The organism is Gymnodinialimonas sp. 57CJ19 (genome assembly GCF_038396845.1).
Classification (GTDB): Bacteria; Pseudomonadota; Alphaproteobacteria; order Rhodobacterales; family Rhodobacteraceae; genus Gymnodinialimonas.
The window spans coordinates 1249439-1267691 of the sequence record NZ_CP151587.1; the positions used below are offsets into that span (position 1 = coordinate 1249439).

The following is an 18253-nucleotide window of genomic DNA, read 5'->3' on the forward strand; positions in this document are numbered from 1 at the left end:
GGGCGGCTCGCAAGGGTGCAAGGGGCGCGGTATGGAGATTGATATCCTCATTGAAGCGCCCGCTTGGGACGCGCTGGACTTGGCCCAGATGACTGAGGCGGCGGTGGAGGCAACCCTTGCCACCCTCGGCGTGACGTCGCGGTTTTACGAGCTGTCTTTGATGGCCTGCGACGACGCGCGGATCGCCGAGTTGAACACCGAATTCCGAGGCAAACCCACGCCGACAAACGTGCTGTCTTGGCCCGCCGAGGACCGCGCACCAAACACGCCCGGCAAAATGCCCGCTCTGCCGCTGCCCGACCCCAATGGCATGCCGGAAGAGTTGGGCGATATTGCACTGGCGTTCGAAACTTGTGCGCGTGAGGCCGATGAAGGCGGCAAACCGCTGGCCCACCATGTGAGCCATTTGATTGTGCATGGGCTGCTGCATTGCCTTGGTTTTGACCATGAAACCGATGCAGATGCGGCACTTATGGAAGGCTTCGAGACGCAGATACTTGCAACCTTGGGGGTGCCTGACCCATATTAGGGCGGCACGGGCAATTCTGGCCCGGTTTTTTTGCGGAAAGGAGCCATGAGCTCAAATCCTGATCCATCGTCTGCTGCGGCGCCCGGCGCGCTGCTCGACGATGAAGATAGTCCGGCCCAAAGGCCCGGCTTTTTTGCCCGTATTTTTGGTGCCGATGCTTCGGGCCCTGCTCCCGAACGTGACCTGTCCAACGGCGTCGTTTCCCCCCCTCATACCCTAGGCCCAAGGCTTCCCGGTATCCTGAACCTGCGTCAGATGCGGGTGGAGGATGTTGCGATCCCTCGGGCCGAGATCACCTCGGTCGGCAGTGACACGGATTTGCCCGACCTGGTACAGATATTTCGGGATAGCGGCCTGACGCGCTTGCCGGTTTACGATGGCACCTTGGACGACCCGATTGGCCTTGTGCACCTCAAGGACATCGCGTTGCAGCATGGGTTCAATGGTGGGGCCAAGGACTTCAATCTGTCCGAGAGCCTGCGCCCGGTGCTGTATGTGCCGCCGTCAATGCCCATCGGCGTTCTGCTGACCAAGATGCAGGCAGATCGCATCCACATGGCATTGGTGATTGATGAATACGGCGGCGTAGACGGCTTGCTGACCATCGAGGACCTGATCGAGCAGGTCATTGGTGAGATCGAGGACGAACACGACATTGAGGAAGCGCAGCCTTGGGTCCGCGAGGAAGACGGCGCGTTTCTGGCGCTGGCCCGGGCGCCATTGGATGAATTCGAGTCCGAGATCGGAGTAGATCTGGTGGATGAGGAGGAAGAGGAAGAAGTCGATTCTCTTGGTGGATTGGTCTTCCTTCTGACGGGCCGTGTGCCCGCACGGGGCGAAGTTGTCCCGCATCCCTCGGGCGTGGAGTTCGAAGTGATCGACGCCGATCCCCGCCGAATAAAACGCCTGCGCGTGCGCCTTCCGGCCGAGGCTGCCGAGTGAACTTGCCACAACGGCTTTGGCGGGGCCATTGGCAGGTGCTGGCGCTGGCGTTTCTTTCAGGCGTCATCGCGGCGCTGGCATTGGCTCCGTTCAATCTGTGGGTGGTGATTTTCCCGGCCTTCGCGGTGGTTGCGGCCCTTGTCGTTGCGGCCCCTTCCCCACGAAAGGCGGCATGGCGGGCGTGGTCCGCCGGGGCCGGGTGGTTCGCCCTGTCGATGCATTGGATCGTGCAGCCCTTCTTCGTGGACCCATTGGCGACAGGTTGGATGGCCCCCTTTGCGCTCGTCCTTCTGGCGGGCGGTTTGGCGCTGTTTTGGGGCCTTGCGGGGTGGCTTTCTGCGCGGCTTTGCTCCGGTCCGCTCAGGGCGCTGGCCTTTGCAGGTTTGCTGACGCTGACCGAAGCGCTGCGGGGCCGGGTGTTCACCGGCCTGCCCTGGGCAGAGCCGGGTCACGGGTTGATCGGAAGCGAGGCGCTGGCCCTGTCGGCATTTGTGGGCCCCTATGGTCTGACGCTGGTGGTGCTTGTGCTATCGGCCAGCGCGGCGGCGCTGTTCATGGCCCGCCGGCGGCTCTGGTCTGTGGTCCCCCTGGCCACGGGGCTTGCTCTTGGCCTGATCCCTCTGGCCCCTCCCGCGCCCGAGCCTGCCGCGGATGCCCCCGTGGTGCGTGTCGTGCAAATCAACGCGCCCCAGCACCTGAAGTGGCGCCGCGATATGATCCCTGTGTTCTTTGATCGCGGACTTGCTCTCTCCGCCCAGGCCGCGGGTCCCCTTGGAGCGCCGGACCTCATCATCTGGCCGGAAACCAGCCTGCCAACCCTGTTGAACCGATCTGATGATGCCCGTACCCGCGTTGCTGAGGCGGCGGGTGAGGCCGAGGTTTTGATCGGCGGCCAGCGCTATGCAGGCAGTGAGCCGCGCAATATGTTGGCGCATCTGGGCGCAGATGGGGCGGTTATCAGCGTCTATGACAAGCACCACCTTGTGCCCTTCGGCGAATACCTGCCCCTGCGGGCTTTGGCCGAACGGCTTGGCCTGCGCGGCCTCGCACAGCAGCTTTCGGGCGGTTATCGCCCCGGTGCGGGGCCCGCGGTGATCGACCTTGGCCCCTTGGGGCAGGTGTTCCCGATGATCTGTTACGAGGCGATATTCCCGCGCTACATTCACGCGGTCGCGCGGCCCGATTGGATGGTTCAGGTCACCAATGATGCTTGGTTCGGCAGTTTTTCGATGCCCTACCAACACCTTGCCCTGGCGCGTCTGCGGGCGGCTGAACAGGGACTGCCGTTGATCCGGGCGGCGAACACGGGCGTTTCCGCCGTAATCGACGCCCGTGGCACGGTGGTGCAGGCCTTGCCGATGGACAGCCAAGGGGTGCTGGACACGCGGCTTCCCACACCGCTGCCGCCGACGGTTTATTCCCGCACAGGCGACATACCGACACTTCTGATTGCGATATTTGTCACAGGCGCCGCCCTTGTTGCGACGCGCCGCCGCCGCCCCCATTGATTGCCGCAACAAAGGGGCGTAAGCGGCGTAAACCTCCCCACAACGGCTTCCTGGCGTGGGGCAATCTTCAATGGAGCACTCCCCATGGCACGTAATAACTTCCTGTTCACTTCGGAATCTGTTTCCGAGGGGCACCCCGATAAAGTCTGCGACCGGATTTCTGACGCGATCCTTGACGCTTTCCTATCGGAAGAGCCCGAAGCGCGGGTGGCGTGCGAGACCTTCGCCACCACCGACCGTGTCGTGATCGGCGGCGAAGTGGGTCTGAGCGACCAGGACAAGCTGGCCGAATATATGGGCAAAGTGGACCCGATCGTGCGCGCTTGTATCAAGGATATCGGCTACGAGCAGGACAAGTTCCACCACGAGACGGTCGAGATCACCAACCTGCTGCACGAACAATCGGCTCACATCGCCCAAGGCGTCGATGCGGCTGAGGACAAAGAAGAAGGCGCAGGCGACCAAGGGATCATGTTCGGCTATGCCGTGGACGAGACGCCCGAGCTGATGCCCGCGCCCATCCACTACGCCCACGCGATTCTGAAGAAACTGGCCGAGGTTCGTAAGTCTGGCGAACAAGCAGTGCTTGGACCCGACGCCAAGTCTCAGCTGTCGGTACGGTATGAAGATGGCAAGCCGGTCGGCGTGTCCTCCATCGTTTTGTCCACACAGCATCTGGACGAATCGCTGTCCTCTGCCGACGTCCGCGCCATCGTAGAGCCCTACATTCGCGGTGAATTGCCCGATGGTTGGATTTCTGCCGATACGGAATGGCACGTGAACCCGACGGGCAAGTTTGTGATCGGCGGGCCCGATGGCGATGCCGGCCTGACCGGCCGCAAGATCATCGTGGACACCTACGGCGGTGCAGCACCCCACGGGGGCGGCGCTTTCTCGGGCAAAGATCCGACGAAGGTGGACCGCTCGGCGGCCTATGCCTCGCGCTATCTGGCGAAGAACGTGGTGGCGGCAGGCTTGGCCCATCGCTGCACGATCCAGCTGAGCTATGCGATTGGCGTGGCCAAGCCGCTGTCGATCTACTGCGACACCCATCAGACGGGCCAAGTGCATGAGGCCGAGATCGAGCGGGCATTGGGCCAGGTCATGGACCTGACGCCTCGCGGCATCCGCACCCATCTGGGCATGAACCGCCCGATCTATGCCCGCACGGCGGCCTACGGCCACTTTGGCCGCGCGCCCGAGGCCGATGGCGGATTCTCGTGGGAAAAAACGGATTTGGCCGACGCCATCAAGGCGGCGCTGTAAGCATGGCGAAGCCACTGCTCTACTACGTCTTCCGCTTCATCGTGTCGGTGATCGGCATGGGAGCGCTTTTATTCGGTGCGGCCTATCTGCTGTTACGGTTCGCACCGAATTTGGCAGAGACGCTGATGACCGGACCGGCGATGATTGGGGCGAGTACCTCGATTTTTGTCGTGCCGCCGTTTCAGGTAGGGCAGAGCTTTTTTCGCCATGAAGGCCGCGCCATGTCTGGCGGCGAAGGCTGGGGGCTGGCGGCGATCTGTTCCGTCATTTTCACCGGAGCTGTGGTGGCCGGCGCTTATCTGGGCCTCTCTCGCAATACCGAGGCATGGGACAGGCTGCTGGCTGAGAACGGCGATGATCTGCTTCTTGCCCTGGTGCCGATGGTGGGCCTTGCGGTCGTGTTGATGCTGCTTTTCAAACTGTTCTTCTGGGCCGCGATTCGAGGCCAGTTGAAACGCGCGGCAACGGCGGCTGAGTGACACGGCAAGAGGCGGGCGGGTTACGGGCACGCTATAGCGCACGCCACGTGGGGGGGCTTGTCCTGTCTACCGTGGTGCTCTTGATCTACCTGTTCCTGGTCACATTGGCCGATGGGTGGGCCTCGCGCTTGGGTAACGGGCCGGGTGGTGCGGTCTCTTTGTTGGTTTGGGCCAGCCTGCCGACCTTGGCCATTGGGCGCAGATTTGCGCTTCGCGAGGCCCGCGCCATGGGGTGGCGGGACGCCGTGTGGATCGCCTTACCGGCAACGGCGATCCTGAGCGTTTTCATTATCTTGGCCGGCTTGGGGATGCGTAGCTACCGGCCGGAAATACGGCTGAGCGACACCCAATTCTGGGCGCTTCACCTGACCTATATCGCTGTGACCCACGCGTTTTTTGTGGTTGTGATGTGGGGGAGGGCGCAGATTGGGGCCAAAGGCTTGAGAAGCGCCGAGGATCAAGATACTCCGCCGCCATTATGACAGAGCCTCACCCCAACCGCCCGCACCGCAACTTCTATGGCCGCCGCAAGGGCCATGACCTTCGAGATAGCCAAGAGCGCTATCTGGAAGAGGATTTGGCGCGCCTGTCGCCGGGCGCCGTTGATTGGGACGTGAACCCAGAACGCAAGGCGCTGGATTTGGGTCAGCGCTTCGGCGGTAAAGACGTGTGGCTAGAGGTCGGTTTCGGCGGCGGGGAGCATTTGGTGCATCAAGCCGCTAGCAACCCCGATGTCGCGATCATCGGGTGCGAACCCTATATCAATGGCGTTGCCATGTTGCTTGGCAAGATCCGGGAAGCGGGGGTGGAGAACCTTGCAGTTTATCCCGGCGACGCGAGGGATTTGTTCGATGTGCTGCCCGAGGCGAGTATAGCGAAAGCGTTTTTGCTTTACCCCGATCCCTGGCCCAAGACCCGCCATCATCGCCGTCGATTTGTGACGCCAGAGCATCTGGCCCCTTTGCACCGGGTGTTGAAGGATGGCGCGGAGTTCCGCGTGGCGACTGACATCAAGGATTACGTGCGCCAGACCATGGAGGAAGTTCCGAAAGCGGGGTTTGAGTGGTTGGCGCAGAAGGCAGGGGATTGGCGGGAGCCGTGGGGGGATTGGATTTCCACACGATACGAGCAGAAAGCCTTCAGAGAGGGCCGGGTGCCCCATTACATGACGTTCCGAAAGGGTTGAGGACGGGAGGGGGCCAGCCCCCTCTGCGCATCCAAGGGATGCGCATACCCCCGGAGGTGTATTTGCCAAGATGAAGGGGAGGCCCCAAGCGTTTGGGGTGTGGACGAGGGGGCGGGCCGGGTCTATCACCGCTGCGACCCTGAATGAGAGGCGCGTGACATGTCTGGACATGGTGATCCGAAACCGATGATGGCCCGAAAGAGCGGTGCTTTGATGGGCGTGGCAGAAGTGCCGGGCGATAAGTCAATTTCCCATCGGTCGCTGATTTTTGGTGCGATGGCTGTGGGCGAGACTCGGGTGACGGGCCTGCTTGAGGGCCAGGACGTGTTGGACACCGCCGCCGCGATGCGGGCGTTTGGGGCGGATGTGACCCGAGAGGCGGATGGAACATGGTCCATTCACGGGGTCGGGGTTGGCGGCTTTGCCGAGCCGGATGATGTGTTGGATTGCGGGAACTCCGGCACCGGCGTGCGGTTGTTGATGGGGGCGATGGCGACCTCGCCCATATCGGTGACGTTTACCGGGGATGCTTCTCTTCGGTCGCGGCCCATGGCGCGGGTGACGGACCCCTTGGCGTTGTTTGGCACGAAAGCCTACGGGCGGGCGCAGGGGCGTTTGCCGATGACCCTAGTGGGCGCCACTGACCCGATGCCGGTGCGATACACGACGCCGGTGCCCTCGGCGCAGGTGAAATCCGCGGTGTTGTTGGCGGGTTTGAACGCCCCCGGAGAGACGGTTGTGATCGAGGAAGAGGCCACGCGCGACCATAGTGAGCGGATGTTGGCGGGTTTCGGCGCGGTAGTTTCCACCGACGTCACAGCGGAGGGCCGGGTGATTACTTTGCAGGGCCAGCCGGAGTTGAAGCCGCAGGTGATTGCGGTGCCCCGAGATCCAAGCTCTGCCGCGTTTCCTGTCTGCGCGGCGCTGATTACGGAAGGCTCGGACGTGGTGGTGCCAAACATCGGCCTCAACCCCACCCGGGCAGGATTGTTCGAGACGCTAAGGGATATGGGCGCGGATCTGACCTATGAGAACCCCCGCGAAGAGGGGGGAGAACCTGTTGCCGATCTGAGGGCCAAGTTCTCGCCGAACATGAAGGGCATCGAAGTGCCGCCAGAGCGGGCGGCGAGCATGATTGATGAATATCCGATTTTGTCCGTTGTCGCGGCCAATGCGGAAGGCGCGACCGTTATGCGCGGCGTCAAGGAGCTGCGAGTGAAGGAAAGCGACCGGATCGCGGCCATGGCCGATGGGTTGCGCCTGAACGGGGTGACGGTCGAGGATGGCCCCGATTGGTGGATCGTCGAGGGGCGCGGCCCCGGCGGCGTCAAAGGCGGCGCAACGGTGGCCACACATTTGGATCATCGGATCGCCATGTCGTTCCTCTGCGCGGGTTTTGCCAGCCAAGAGGGGATCACGATTGACGATTCCGGCCCGATTTTGACCTCGTTCCCGATTTTTGAGCCACTGATGGGCGCGCTTGGGGCAACTTTGGTGCCCGTCGCCTGAGCCTTCCTGCGAGGAGCGTAGCGAGGAGGGGCGTGGGCCCCAAGCGCCGACTGGCGCGGCGTTGGCACTGCGCTTAGGCTGCCCCCAACGAGAGGGGGGGCTCATCCCGTCTCTCGCAAGGAATTTTCCAGTATTGATCCTAGGCCAATTGCCTTGGGGGGCGGGAATGTGAGAACCAGAGACCATGAGATTTACAGTTGCTATTGATGGGCCTGCGGCAGCGGGCAAGGGAACGATCGGGCACGCGGTGGCCGAGAAGTTCGGTTTTGCGCATCTCGATACCGGGCTTTTGTACCGTGCCGTGGGCGCGAGAGTCCTGCGCGGGGAGCGCGCGATCGAGGCCGCCTTGGCCCTGACCCCCGATGATCTTGCCACGCCCGATGTCCTGCGCACGCCCGAGGTTGCGCAGGCGGCCTCCAAGGTCGCGGTGATCCCTGAGGTCCGCGATGCGCTGTTGGAATTCCAACGCGCCTTTGCCCATCGCATTGGCGGTGCCGTTCTGGACGGGCGCGATATCGGTACTGTCATTTGCCCCCGGGCGGAGGTGAAGCTATATGTTACCGCCAGCGCCGAGGTGCGGGCCAAGCGGCGGATGGATGAGTTTGCAGAGCGCGGTCAAGAGGCTGATTTTGAAACCGTTCTTGCCGATGTCCGTGCCCGTGATGCCCGTGACGCAGATCGGGCGACGGCCCCGATGATGGCAGCAGATGATGCGTTGACCCTCGATACCAGCGAAATGACCGCAGAGGCCGCAATTGCCGAAGCGATTGCCGCCGTTCAGGCCAAGCGCGGGGCTTAAGGTTGAAGCCGCGAGCGGTGTGGCTGCGCGATCCAAGGCCTTCCGATAGCGGAACCCTTGCAAACAAGGAAAACCCCAGCTATACGCGCGCCTGTCCAAGACGGTGTATAAATCGTGGGCGAAGGTACAGGCAGGTCGGAGTCGCTCCGGCCTTCTTTCGTTTACGGCGCATTGTGGGGGATACCCGCGCTCAAGTAGCCCAATGGGCGGTAGCGTACCAATAAACCAAGACCGGCGGAGACAACCGCGCGGCCAGCATCAAATTGATAGGAAACAGACGCCACATGGCAATGAACGCAATGGAGGAATTCGAAGCCCTTCTGAACGAAAGCTTCGAAATTGACACGCCCGACGAGGGCTCGGTTGTCAAAGGCAAGGTCATCGCGATTGAAGCGGGCCAGGCCATCATCGACGTCGGCTACAAGATGGAAGGCCGTGTCGAACTCAAAGAATTCGCAAATCCCGGTGAAGCGCCCTCGATCGAGGTCGGCGACGAAGTCGAAGTTTACCTTCGCAACGTCGAGAACGCCCGTGGCGAGGCCGTGCTGTCGCACGAGATGGCCCGCCGTGAGGCCGCTTGGGATCGTCTGGAAAAGGCCTATGCCGCAGAAGAGCGCGTCGAAGGCGCAATCTTTGGCCGCGTAAAAGGTGGCTTCACCGTAGATCTGGGTGGCGCGGTTGCGTTCTTGCCCGGCTCTCAGGTTGATGTGCGCCCCGTGCGCGATGCGGGCCCTCTGATGGGTCTCAAGCAGCCGTTCCAGATCCTGAAGATGGACCGTCGCCGTGGCAACATCGTTGTCTCGCGCCGTGCAATCCTGGAAGAGTCCCGCGCCGAGCAGCGCGCCGAGGTCATCGGCAAGCTGAACGAAGGCGACGTTGTGGACGGCGTAGTCAAGAACATCACCGAGTACGGCGCATTCGTCGACCTGGGCGGTGTGGACGGCCTGCTGCACGTCACCGACATGGCATGGCGCCGCGTCAACGACCCGAAAGAGATCCTGACCATTGGCGAGACCGTCAAGGTGCAGGTGATCAAGGTCAACAAAGAGACGCACCGCATCAGCCTTGGCATGAAGCAGCTGCAGGACGATCCATGGGATGCCGTGGCCGCCAAGTACGCACTGGACACCGTGCACACGGGCCGCGTGACGAACATCACCGACTACGGTGCGTTCGTGGAACTGGAAGCCGGCGTCGAGGGCCTTGTCCACGTCTCCGAGATGTCCTGGACCAAGAAGAACGTGCATCCGGGCAAGATCGTTTCCACTTCCCAGGAAGTTGAAGTGATGGTGCTGGAGATCGACACTGTGAAGCGTCGCGTCTCGCTTGGCCTCAAGCAGACCCAGCGCAACCCATGGGAAGTGTTCGCAGAGAGCCACCCCGAGGGCACGCAGGTTGAAGGTGAAGTCAAGAACATCACCGAATTCGGTCTGTTCGTGGGTCTTGAAGGCGAGATCGACGGCATGGTTCACCTGTCTGACCTGACATGGGAAGGCCGTGGTGAAGACATGATCGGTGAGTTCCGCAAGGGCGACATCGTGAAGGCCGTCGTCACCGAGGTTGACACCGACAAGGAGCGCATCAGCCTGTCCATCAAGGCAGTTGACGGCGACCCCTTCGGCGAGACCATCGAAGGCGTGAAGCGCGGCTCCATCATCACCGTTGAAGTGACGGCCATTGAAGAGGGCGGCATCGAGGTGGACTACGAGGGCATGAAGTCCTTCATCCGCCGTTCCGACCTGTCGCGTGACCGTTCCGAGCAGCGCCCTGAGCGTTTCCAGGTTGGCGACAAGCTGGACGTTCGCGTCACCAACATCGACGCCAAGTCGCGTCGTCTGGGTCTGTCGATCAAGGCGCGTGAGATCGCGGAAGAGAAAGAGGCCGTGGAACAGTTCGGCTCCTCCGACTCCGGTGCATCGCTTGGCGACATTCTTGGCGCCGCGCTGAAGCAAGACGACGAGTAATCGTTCTGCGATAGAATTGGGAAAGGCCCTGCCGGCAACGGCGGGGCCTTTTTCGTTCGCGCGGAGGCTACGACATCTTCGACGACATCTAAGGAAGCGCGGGCGGGCGCGAACGCTTTCCAACGCGGTTTCGTTCCGCCTTTTTGAAGAAATATATTAGCCGCATTTGGGCGAATTAATCGGAACAATGGGCCGGGATGCCCGTTTCTCCAATGCAAGGCGCGGACGAAGCGCGCCGATGAAAAAGGAGAGACAACATGAAACGTTTTCTTATCACTACCGCTGCCGCATCCGTAATGGCTACTGGCGCATTCGCTGACGCCCACTCCGGCCCCTTCTCGGGCGAGGCATTCAATGCAGAGACGAACCTGAACGCCTCCGAGGTGATCGGCGCACGGGTTTACGTGACCGAGAACGAAACAGGCCCCTTTGTCACTGATGATGGCGAACAAGAGTGGGACGACATCGGTGAGATCAACGAAATCATCCTGACCCGTGACGGCGACGTACAGTCCGTTATCGTTGGTGTCGGTGGCTTCTTGGGCATCGGTGAGCGTGATGTCGCCGTGAACATGGACCAGATCCAATTCGTTTCCGATGGTGAAGATTCCGACGAATACTTCCTGGTCGTGAACGCTGCTGTTGCCGATGTGGAGCAGGCGCCCGAGTACGAGCGCACAGCAATGGCCATGGGCGGCGATGAAGAAATGCATTCCGACATGGACGCAGACGCCGACATGGACGAAGACGCAGACATGATGACAATGGACGATCCTGACCGTCCTCGGATGGCTCAGCCCGCAATCGAGCGTGACGGCTATGAGACCGTTGGCCGCGATGATCTGACCACAGAAGACCTGACCGGCGCTCGCGTCTACGGTTCCGGTGATGAAGATGTGGGTGAAGTCAGCGAGCTGCTGCTGAGCGACGACGGTACACTGGAACGTGCCGTGCTGGATATCGGCGGCTTCCTCGGCCTGGGTGAGCATTCGATCGCTGTGACCTTTGACGAACTGCAAATCGTACGCGGTGAAGGCGGCGACGTGCGGGTCTACATCGACAGCACGCAAGAAGCGCTTGAAGCACAGCCTGCATACGAAGGCTAACCTACGCGACTGACGCTGCTAACGCGTCTGTATATTGATAGCGCCGCCACTGGGCTTTCCCGGTGGCGGCGTTTTCGCGTGCGCCAAGGGGGTAAAGGCGCGGGCTAGGCGCTGAGACCGGATATCAGTGCGGGTCCGGCCTCTGCCACGCTTTGGACAGGCCACGCCCGGGAATGGTGGCGGGGGCTTTAAGCGTTTCTGCAAGGGCTTTTGCGTCCTCCATCACCTGTCATGTTCTCCGCTTCACATGCGGCAAGAACCGTACTCAAGTTTGGCGACTGGGTAGCGGAAAAGGCATCGCGGTGCTGCCCGAATGAGGGAGCCATCGCGGATGCGCCGAGGCACGTTTTAATGACAACTCCTGGCACAGATCAGGTCGCACCCCCGTCCGCTTCGGGAGCCTTCGTTTCCGAGCAGCATGGATCACCCCTCACTAGCTTCAATTCAGCAAAGCGCCCTGCCAGGCACACAAAAAAGACCCCGACGCAGGTGCGCCGGGGCCAGTGAGGAGAGGTCCTCCCTGCGGGAAGGGGCAGGAATTACATGCCCATGGAGACAGCGAAGCCGCGCAGGCCGCCCATCGGCAGTTCAGCAAGGGCCGTAGCCGCGCCAGATTCCAGGTCGATGGCGTAAAGACCGCTCATGTCCGAGCCTTCCATTTGCAAGATCGCAAACGCCGCGTCCGAGCCTTCTTCCGGGGATACGATGTCAAACCCGCCCGCAGCGGCCAAATCCACGGCCTCACCGTCAACGGTGATCGGGGCGACAGTGGCCAAGGTGCCGGCGTTGTTGGCGATCGAGATCAGGGCGTCGGTTGCGGCGTCGATCCCGTATTGGAACGTGCTCTCCGCCGTCATGCCGTTGATCGCGTTGGTATAAGCGTTGGCAAAGACCATCGGCGTTGTGCCCTCATTGGCATCGCCCTCAGCATAGGCCAGATCGGTCACGCGGATCACCGTGTTGGCGCGTTCATCGTTGTCGCCAAAGCCTGCGGGGAAATACACGAGGTTGTCGCCAGCGGAAGACACGGCGCGCACGGCGTCGATGCCGTTGTTGAAGTCAAACGCGGTAAATGCGCCATCGGCGATCATCGCGCCGTCGCCATAGGCGGCCTCAACATCTGTCAACGCGCCCGAGGTCGTGTCGATCACGTAGATCGCGTCGTTGGTGTAGCCCAGAAGCTCACCCGTGACGGGGCGCCATGCGATGCCGTCGATCTCGTTGGCCAGATCGAAGCTTTGCACTTCGCCGGGGGCGGCGATGGAGCCCATGACATGCAAGGTCAAGCCGTCAGCGGCCAAAGCGTAGCCAGAATTGCCAGCGTGGCCATCGGCAAAAGCAGGGGCGGTGGCAAGGGCGAGGGCGGAAGCGGCGGTCAATGTGCGAAGCATGTGTCTGTCCTTTATGTCATCAGGCTCGGCCCCGTCAGAAGCCGGTTACGCTTGAAGCCACGTGGGACCGCGCCAAAAAGTTTCACTCGCGGGCAAAAAATGCGAGGTTATGGGCGAGCAGCGGGAAAGGGCGCAGAAATGTTGTGTAAAATCGGTGAGGTAGAGGTCTGGCGCATTCTTGAGATGAATGGCCCTTTCCGGGAAGCAACACGCCTTTTCCCCAATGCAGGCCCCGATGTGGCGCAGCTGATGGAGGCCGAGGCCCCCGGCGTGATCGAGCCTGCAACGGGCTGTGTGATCCTGCCCGTGCAAGGCTTCCTTCTGAAAACCCGCGATCATGTGGTGCTGGTGGATGCCTGTGTTGGCAACCACAAATCCGTGCCCAGTGTGGCGGATTGGAACCAGCGCGATGATGGCCGCTTTATGGCGGCTTTGACGGCGGCGGGGGTAAGCCCTGCGGATGTGGATTACGTCTTTTGCACCCACCTGCATATTGACCACATCGGCTGGAACACGCGGTTGGAAGATGGCCGTTGGGTGCCCACCTTCCCCAAGGCGCGTTACCTCTTTCCCGCCGCCGACCTCAAGATGCTGCACGAGAACCCGCACCCGATGTATGATGAGAGCATTCACCCCGTAGTGGAAGCCGGACAGGCCGAGGAAGTCGGCCCGGATCATGGTATCGGTGACGCGATCACCCTCATCCCCACGCCGGGCCATACGCCCGGTCATGTCAGCGTGCGTATCCACTCTCAGGGGGCAGAGGCAGTGATAACCGGCGATGCAATCCATACCACGCCGCAGTGTTGCTACCCCGATTGGCATTTCGTCTATGACGCCGATGCTGAACAGGCCGTGGCATCGCGCAGGCACCTGTTGGAAACGGTCACCGACAGCGGCGCACGGGTGTTGGGGACGCATTTTCTGATGCCATCGCTTGGGCGCATTCGGGCTAAGGGTGACGCCTTTGAATGGGTGCCGGATTAGGCATTGTCGCACGGCCCTGCCGGGTTGTGCGCTTGGCGAAACTCGGATAGCCAGCGCGGCCTTGTCTCCCCCCTCGCGTTGAAGGCCCGCCGTGACCCATCCAGATACCCTTGCCGTTGACTTCGGCACCTCGAACTCTGCCGCGGCGCTGTTGCACGATGGCGCGATCGTGCGGATTGATGTGGAGCCGGGCGAAGCGACCCTGCCCACCGCCGTCTTCTTTCCCGCCGATGGTGGCGAGATGCAGATCGGCAGCCAAGCCGCGCAATCGCTGATCGAGGGCGAAGAGGGCCGCTATATGCGGGCGCTCAAAAGCATCCTTGGCGTGCCCTTGGTCCACGAGACGCGGCTAATCAGCGGGCGCAGGCGGGCGGTGACGGACGTGATTACCGCCTTCCTCACGGTTCTGCGCACCAAGGCCGAGACGCAGACAGGCCGTTCGATCACCCGTGCCCTGTCGGGCCGGCCCGTGCGGTTCCACAGCGACCACCCGGAAAGGGACACGCAGGCCGAGAAGGACCTGCGCGGCTGCTACACCGCCGCGGGCTTCACCCATGTGGATTTTCTGGCCGAACCCGAAGCCGCTGCGATTTCGTGTCAGGCGATGGGGGCCGCGGATGGCTTGGGCCTGATCGTGGACATCGGCGGCGGCACCTCGGATTTCTCGGTGTTTCGCAACGGTGCGAGCGGGCCGGATATCCTTGCCAGCCACGGTATCCGCCTTGGCGGGACGGATTTTGACCATGCGGTCTCCATGGCCCATGCGATGCCGGTTCTGGGCCTTGGCGGGCAGTTGCGCCGCACCATGGGCGCGGGTCTTCTGCCGGTGCCCCGAGCGCCTTATGTGGAGCTGTCCACCTGGGCGAAAATCCCGTTCCTCTATACCCAAGACACCCGCCGCATGGTTGCCGACATGGTGCGCCACGCGGTTGACCGCCCGGCGATGGAACGCTTTGCCGAGGTGTTGGAACTGGAATTGGGCCATGAGCTGGCCTTCGCGGTCGAGCGCGGCAAGATCGCCGCGAACAATGGCGAGGGCAGCGCGGCAATTGATATGGGGGCGCTGCAACGGGGCCTGAAGATCGCTTTGGCCGTCGACGATCTGAACCGCGATCTGGCCCCGACAAGGACCGAGCTACGTGCCGCCATGGCCGAGACCTTGACCCAAGCAGGCATCAGCGGCATCGATGTGGGCCGGATCATCCTTGTGGGTGGCTCCAGCCTGATGGGGTTCATCGCCGATGAGGCACAGGCCATCTGCCCGCAGGCGGAAGTCCTGCGGTCCAACGCATTTACCGCCGTTGTGGACGGTCTGGCGCTGGCCACCGCCTAGGGGTTGCCCCTCATTGTCGCAGGGGCTTTGCCTTTTCGGATATCCGCTTTATCTTAATTTCAGAAATTACTGAAATGACGGTATTACCTCGGAAATGCCGGATATGCGCGAACAGGATGGCCTATGAACCTTACAAATCTACAGCAGGAGTTTGTTCTGCATTTCGGCGAGATGGGCAGCCGGTGGGGGATCAACCGCACCGTGGGGCAGATTTATGCGCTGTTGTTCCTGTCCTCGGACCCGCTGAACGCCGAGCAGATCACCGAAGGGCTGGGGGTCAGCCGCTCCAACACCTCGATGGGGTTGAAAGAGCTTCAGGCATGGGGCCTCGTACGCCTGCGCCACATCCCCGACGATCGCCGAGACTATTTCACCACGCCCGAAGACCTGTGGGAAATCACCCGTATCCTCATCGCCGAACGCAAGAAGCGAGAGATTGACCCGACGCTGACCAAGCTGCGAGAGTTGGAAATGGCCGGCCCCGCAGGCGATGACTATGCCGAGGCCCGCATCGGCGAGTTGCGCGAAATGATCGAGCTGATGACTGGCTTCTACGACGATATGGAGAAGCTGGAGACAGAGCGTTTGGTCAAGATGATGACCCTTGGCAGCAAAATCGCGGGCGTGATCGACAAGGCCGGGGGCGTGTTCCCCACATTCACAAAACGGAAGGTGTAGACGATGGAAGCGTTAGACACTTTGATCTTCAGCCGCATTCAGTTTGCGGCCAACATCTCGTTCCACATCCTGTTTCCCACGATCACCATCGCTCTTGGGTGGGTGCTGTTGTTCTTCCGGGTGCGTTTTGCGCAGACCGGGGATCAGAAGTGGATGAACATCTATCGGTTCTGGGTGAAGGTCTTTGCCCTGTCGTTCGCTATGGGCGTGGTCAGTGGCATCACCATGTCGTTCCAATTCGGCACCAACTGGCCGGGGTTCATGGAGACCGTGGGCAACATCGCAGGCCCGCTTCTGGCTTACGAGATCCTGACGGCCTTTTTCCTTGAGGCCGCTTTCGTGGGCATCATGCTGTTTGGCTTTTCCCGCGTGCCCGGGTGGCTGCACATATTGGCGACCTTCCTTGTGGCGTTCGGGACAACGGTTTCGGCGTTCTGGATTATCGTGCTGAATTCGTGGATGCACACGCCGCAAGGGTACGAGATGATCGACGGCGTGGCCCATGCCACCGACTGGTGGGCGATTATCTTCAACCCGTCCATGCCGTATCGGTTCTTCCACATGCTGCTGGCCTCGGGCCTGACGGTGGCGTTTCTGGTCGCCGGGGTCTCGGCGTTCCGGTGGCTGTTGGGGGATCGGTCCCGCGATGTGCGCACGGCGCTGAAAGTTGGCGTCTGCATCGGCGCGCTGCTGATCCCGGTGCAGATCTTCGTGGGCGATACCCATGGGTTGAACACGCTGGAGCATCAGCCCCAGAAGATCGCCGCAATGGAAGGGATCTGGGAAACCGGGCCGCATCAACCGTTGCTTCTGTTTGCCATTCCTGATGAGGCGGCGCGGACCAACCATTTCGAGGTGGCGGTCCCAAATGTGGCCTCCATCATCCTGACCCACCATGCCGATGGAGTCTTGCAGGGCCTGAACGACTTTGTGGCCGAAGATGGCACGCCGATGCATCCCCCCGTCTTCCCGGTGTTCTGGAGCTTCCGGGTCATGGTGGGCACCGGGCTGGCAATGCTGTTGGTGTCATGGGCCACGATGTTTTTGATGTGGAAACGCCGCCGGATGCATGTGGACGCAGAGGCGGGCCATTGGCTGGCCGTGGAAGGCCTGCCCAAGCCCTTCTTCTGGGTCCTGGCCCCGATGGCCTTCAGCGGGTGGGTGGCCACCCTTGCGGGCTGGTATACGACCGAGATCGGCCGCCAGCCGTGGTTGGTGCAGGGGATCATGACCACGGATATGGCCGTGGCCGACGTGCCCGCGCCGATGGTGGCAAGCACGCTGGTGGGCTACCTTGTGGTCTATGGCTTGCTGCTCATGGCCTACATTTCGGTGATCGCGTACCTCGCGCGGAAAGCAGCACGGGGCGAGGATGGCCGCGCCAATGACATGAGCCATTCCGGCAAGGCGCAGGTTGAAGCTCTGACCGGAGAGGAGCACATCCATGTTGCCTGATTTCGCAAACCCCGCCGACTGGTTGCCCTGGGCTTTTGCCTCTCTCATGGGGTTCTCGATCCTTGTCTATGTGGTCTTGGACGGGTTCGATCTGGGGGTGGGGATCTTGTTCCCCTTTGCCGAGGATGCCGAGAAGGACCGGATGATCGGCTCTATCGGGCCGTTCTGGGACGCGAACGAGACATGGTTGGTCCTGGCCGTGGGCCTTTTGCTGGTAGCCTTTCCGACCGCCCATGGGATGATCCTTTCGGCGCTGTATCTGCCGGTGTTTGTCATGCTGATCGGCCTGATCCTGCGCGGCGTGGCGTTCGAGTTCCGAGCCAAGGCCCACGCGCGGCACAAGAGCCTGTGGAACCGGCTGTTCCTGGTGGGTTCAACCCTGACGGCGTTGAGCCAGGGGTTCATGTTGGGCCTTTATGTGATGGGGTTGCAGCAGACATGGGCGACTTATGCCTTCGCGGCGCTGACGGCTGTATTCCTGACGGTCGGCTATAGCTTCATCGGGGCATGCTGGTTGATCCTCAAGACCGAAGCGGACTTGCAGGGGAAGGCCGTGAAATGGGCACGGCAGAGCCTGTGGGGCGTGGTTCTGGGCATCGGCGCAGTGTCCTTGGCGACGCCTCTGGTGTCGGCCCGGATCTGGGAGCGTTGGTTACAGTTCCCCGAGGCCCTTTGGCTGGCCCCGATCCCGGTGATCTCGGGGCTATTGGTGCTGTGGCTATGGCGGATGGTCCGGGTGATGCCGTTCGAGGGCGACGCGCGGTCGTGGCAACCCTTCGCGGTGGCCACGGGGCTGTTCGCGCTGGCCTACGTGGGGTTGGCGTATTCGTTCTACCCCTACGTGGTGCCGGAAAGGTTGACGATCTACGAGGCCGCAGCGGCGCCGGAGAGCCTGCTGATCATTCTGGTGGGGGCGTGCTTCGTGGTGCCTGTGATCGCGGGCTATTCGGTATTGGCCTACGTTATCTTCCGCGGCAAAGCGACGGCCCTGCGCTACGACTAAGGCTGTGGCGCAGTCAAAATGTGCGGCTGCGCCGCGTTGTATTTTGAAAGGGGAGGGGGCTAGCCCCCTTGGCGCATCCTGTGGGATGCGCCCACCCCCAGAGGTGTATTTGCCAAGA

17 protein-coding genes and 1 riboswitch are annotated in these 18253 nt (G+C 61.8%); of the genes, 16 read left to right on the top strand and 1 reads right to left on the bottom strand.

The window, feature by feature from the left end:
• Positions 1 to 31 precede the first annotated feature (31 nt).
• The 11 genes from ybeY (at position 32) to AADW23_RS06310 (ending at position 11288) form a co-directional block, all read left to right on the top strand.
• The gene (gene ybeY / locus AADW23_RS06260; protein WP_341863663.1) at positions 32 to 529 is read left to right on the top strand and encodes an rRNA maturation RNase YbeY; all 498 of its coding nucleotides are present in this window, start codon (positions 32 to 34) and stop codon (positions 527 to 529) included.
• A gap of 45 nt (positions 530 to 574) precedes the next feature.
• Positions 575 to 1471, top strand: coding sequence for a transporter associated domain-containing protein (locus tag AADW23_RS06265; RefSeq protein ID WP_341863664.1), 897 nt, complete (start codon positions 575 to 577; stop codon positions 1469 to 1471).
• Positions 1468 to 2979 carry an apolipoprotein N-acyltransferase gene (lnt, locus tag AADW23_RS06270; RefSeq protein ID WP_341863665.1) on the top strand — a complete coding sequence of 504 codons (1512 nt, stop codon included), beginning with the start codon at positions 1468 to 1470 and terminating at the stop codon, positions 2977 to 2979. Before AADW23_RS06265 ends, lnt begins: the two co-directional genes overlap by 4 nt.
• 31 nt (positions 2980 to 3010) lie before the next feature.
• A riboswitch (SAM-SAH riboswitch) is annotated at positions 3011 to 3057 on the top strand.
• Positions 3058 to 3063: 6 nt separating this feature from the next.
• A complete protein-coding gene (metK, locus tag AADW23_RS06275; protein ID WP_341863666.1) occupies positions 3064 to 4245 on the top strand; it encodes a methionine adenosyltransferase in 1182 nt (393 codons plus the stop codon).
• Positions 4246 to 4247: 2 nt separating this feature from the next.
• Positions 4248 to 4724, top strand: a complete 477-nt coding sequence (locus AADW23_RS06280) for an ABZJ_00895 family protein (RefSeq protein WP_341863667.1) — start codon at positions 4248 to 4250, stop codon at positions 4722 to 4724.
• Positions 4721 to 5206 (top strand): hypothetical protein, encoded by a 486-nt coding sequence (locus tag AADW23_RS06285; RefSeq protein WP_341863668.1) that lies wholly within the window; start codon positions 4721 to 4723, stop codon positions 5204 to 5206. Before AADW23_RS06280 ends, AADW23_RS06285 begins: the two co-directional genes overlap by 4 nt.
• A complete protein-coding gene (locus tag AADW23_RS06290; RefSeq protein ID WP_341863669.1) occupies positions 5203 to 5910 on the top strand; it encodes a tRNA (guanine(46)-N(7))-methyltransferase TrmB in 708 nt (235 codons plus the stop codon). Before AADW23_RS06285 ends, AADW23_RS06290 begins: the two co-directional genes overlap by 4 nt.
• Positions 5911 to 6069: 159 nt before the next feature.
• Entirely contained in the window at positions 6070 to 7419 is a 1350-nt protein-coding gene (aroA, locus tag AADW23_RS06295; protein WP_341863670.1) for a 3-phosphoshikimate 1-carboxyvinyltransferase, read from the top strand.
• 184 nt (positions 7420 to 7603) lie between these two features.
• On the top strand, positions 7604 to 8218 hold the full coding sequence (locus tag AADW23_RS06300) for a (d)CMP kinase (RefSeq protein WP_341863671.1): 615 nt from the start codon (positions 7604 to 7606) through the stop codon (positions 8216 to 8218).
• Positions 8219 to 8517: 299 nt separating this feature from the next.
• Entirely contained in the window at positions 8518 to 10182 is a 1665-nt protein-coding gene (rpsA, locus tag AADW23_RS06305) for a 30S ribosomal protein S1 (protein ID WP_341864288.1), read from the top strand.
• Between the two features lie 257 nt (positions 10183 to 10439).
• Positions 10440 to 11288 carry a PRC-barrel domain-containing protein gene (locus tag AADW23_RS06310; protein WP_341863672.1) on the top strand — a complete coding sequence of 283 codons (849 nt, stop codon included), beginning with the start codon at positions 10440 to 10442 and terminating at the stop codon, positions 11286 to 11288.
• Between the two features lie 539 nt (positions 11289 to 11827).
• On the opposite strand, the gene AADW23_RS06315 is transcribed toward AADW23_RS06310, so the two are convergent.
• Entirely contained in the window at positions 11828 to 12679 is an 852-nt protein-coding gene (locus AADW23_RS06315) for a DUF4394 domain-containing protein (protein ID WP_341863673.1), read from the bottom strand.
• A gap of 138 nt (positions 12680 to 12817) precedes the next feature.
• Between AADW23_RS06315 and AADW23_RS06320 the strand changes: the two genes are divergently transcribed.
• From AADW23_RS06320 to AADW23_RS06340, 5 genes are all read left to right on the top strand, one after another.
• Complete coding sequence (locus AADW23_RS06320) at positions 12818 to 13666, top strand: MBL fold metallo-hydrolase (RefSeq protein ID WP_341863674.1); 849 nt, start codon at positions 12818 to 12820, stop codon at positions 13664 to 13666.
• A 91-nt stretch (positions 13667 to 13757) separates the two neighbouring features.
• Positions 13758 to 14999, top strand: a complete 1242-nt coding sequence (locus AADW23_RS06325; RefSeq protein ID WP_341863675.1) for an Hsp70 family protein — start codon at positions 13758 to 13760, stop codon at positions 14997 to 14999.
• Between the two features lie 123 nt (positions 15000 to 15122).
• On the top strand, positions 15123 to 15677 hold the full coding sequence (locus AADW23_RS06330) for a GbsR/MarR family transcriptional regulator (protein WP_341863676.1): 555 nt from the start codon (positions 15123 to 15125) through the stop codon (positions 15675 to 15677).
• Between the two features lie 3 nt (positions 15678 to 15680).
• The gene (locus AADW23_RS06335; RefSeq protein WP_341863677.1) at positions 15681 to 17132 is read left to right on the top strand and encodes a cytochrome ubiquinol oxidase subunit I; all 1452 of its coding nucleotides are present in this window, start codon (positions 15681 to 15683) and stop codon (positions 17130 to 17132) included.
• Positions 17122 to 18135 (top strand): cytochrome d ubiquinol oxidase subunit II, encoded by a 1014-nt coding sequence (locus AADW23_RS06340; RefSeq protein WP_341863678.1) that lies wholly within the window; start codon positions 17122 to 17124, stop codon positions 18133 to 18135. Before AADW23_RS06335 ends, AADW23_RS06340 begins: the two co-directional genes overlap by 11 nt.
• The last annotated feature ends 118 nt before the right edge of the window (positions 18136 to 18253 follow it).

Excerpts from the sequence above, each read along its gene's own strand:
- AADW23_RS06335 (WP_341863677.1), top strand. The coding sequence starts at position 15,681 with ATGGAAGCGTTAGACACTTTGATCTTCAGCCGCATTCAGTTTGCGGCC.
- AADW23_RS06265 (WP_341863664.1), top strand. The coding sequence starts at position 575 with ATGAGCTCAAATCCTGATCCATCGTCTGCTGCGGCGCCCGGCGCGCTG.
- rpsA (WP_341864288.1), top strand. The coding sequence starts at position 8,518 with ATGGAGGAATTCGAAGCCCTTCTGAACGAAAGCTTCGAAATTGACACG.
- metK (WP_341863666.1), top strand. The coding sequence starts at position 3,064 with ATGGCACGTAATAACTTCCTGTTCACTTCGGAATCTGTTTCCGAGGGG.
- AADW23_RS06315 (WP_341863673.1), bottom strand. The coding sequence starts at position 12,679 with ATGCTTCGCACATTGACCGCCGCTTCCGCCCTCGCCCTTGCCACCGCC.
- AADW23_RS06320 (WP_341863674.1), top strand. The coding sequence starts at position 12,818 with ATGTTGTGTAAAATCGGTGAGGTAGAGGTCTGGCGCATTCTTGAGATG.
- ybeY (WP_341863663.1), top strand. The coding sequence starts at position 32 with ATGGAGATTGATATCCTCATTGAAGCGCCCGCTTGGGACGCGCTGGAC.
- AADW23_RS06340 (WP_341863678.1), top strand. The coding sequence starts at position 17,122 with ATGTTGCCTGATTTCGCAAACCCCGCCGACTGGTTGCCCTGGGCTTTT.
- AADW23_RS06300 (WP_341863671.1), top strand. The coding sequence starts at position 7,604 with ATGAGATTTACAGTTGCTATTGATGGGCCTGCGGCAGCGGGCAAGGGA.
- AADW23_RS06330 (WP_341863676.1), top strand. The coding sequence starts at position 15,123 with ATGAACCTTACAAATCTACAGCAGGAGTTTGTTCTGCATTTCGGCGAG.
- AADW23_RS06290 (WP_341863669.1), top strand. The coding sequence starts at position 5,203 with ATGACAGAGCCTCACCCCAACCGCCCGCACCGCAACTTCTATGGCCGC.
- AADW23_RS06310 (WP_341863672.1), top strand. The coding sequence starts at position 10,440 with ATGAAACGTTTTCTTATCACTACCGCTGCCGCATCCGTAATGGCTACT.
- aroA (WP_341863670.1), top strand. The coding sequence starts at position 6,070 with ATGTCTGGACATGGTGATCCGAAACCGATGATGGCCCGAAAGAGCGGT.
- AADW23_RS06280 (WP_341863667.1), top strand. The coding sequence starts at position 4,248 with ATGGCGAAGCCACTGCTCTACTACGTCTTCCGCTTCATCGTGTCGGTG.